The organism is Mycobacterium sp. shizuoka-1, assembly GCF_002723835.1.
Lineage (GTDB): Bacteria > Actinomycetota > Actinomycetes > Mycobacteriales > Mycobacteriaceae > Mycobacterium.
Genome location: NZ_BEWG01000071.1, coordinates 1 through 712, shown reverse-complemented (window position 1 = coordinate 712; position 712 = coordinate 1). Strand labels below are relative to the sequence as shown.

Below are 712 nucleotides of genomic sequence, written 5' to 3'. Positions count from 1 at the left end.
CTGGCCCAGCACACGGGCGCACGACTGGCCTGGATACCGCGGCGCGCCGGCGACCGCGGCGCCCTCGACACCGGCTGCCTACCCAACCTCCTGCCCGGCGGACGACCGGTCCAGCACGCTCGCGCTCGTGAACAGGTCGAACGTGTCTGGGGGACTGCGGGATTGCCCAGCACTCCCGGGCTCAGGATGGCCGAGATGCTCTCCCGCAGGATGGGCGCCCTGCTGATCGGTGGGGTCGATCCGGCGGATCTGCCGGACTCGCAGGCCGCGCTGGCAGCGGTGCAGTCGGCGGGCTTCGTGGTCAGCCTCGAATTGCGGGAGTCGGCGATCACCGCGCTGGCCGACGTGGTCTTCCCAATCGCACCGGTCGTCGAGAAGTCGGGTTCATTCCTGAACTGGGAAGGCCGGATTCGCCCCTTCGAACCCACGCTCTCCACGAGTTACGGCTCCGATCATCGGGTCTTGCACTCCCTGGCTGCCGCGATGGGGGTGCAGCTCGGCACACCGGACGCCGATTCGGTTCGCGCGGAGATCGAGCGCCTCGGTGGTTGGAACGGTCCTCGCGTGTTCGACCTCGACCATCGGCCCACGCCGCCAGCCCAACTCGGGCCCGACGAGGCGATCCTCGCCGGCTGGCGGTTGTTGCTGGATGACGGCCGGTTGCAGGATGGGGAGCGGTTTTTGGCGGGCACGGCGCGGCCGTCGGTGGTGC

1 protein-coding gene is annotated in these 712 nt (G+C 69.9%); it reads left to right on the top strand.

The genetic code is table 11. From position 1 onward, the window contains the following. Nucleotides 1–712: molybdopterin-dependent oxidoreductase (locus MSZK_RS33150; RefSeq protein WP_233211427.1), on the top strand; the 712-nt coding region annotated here is incomplete at both ends.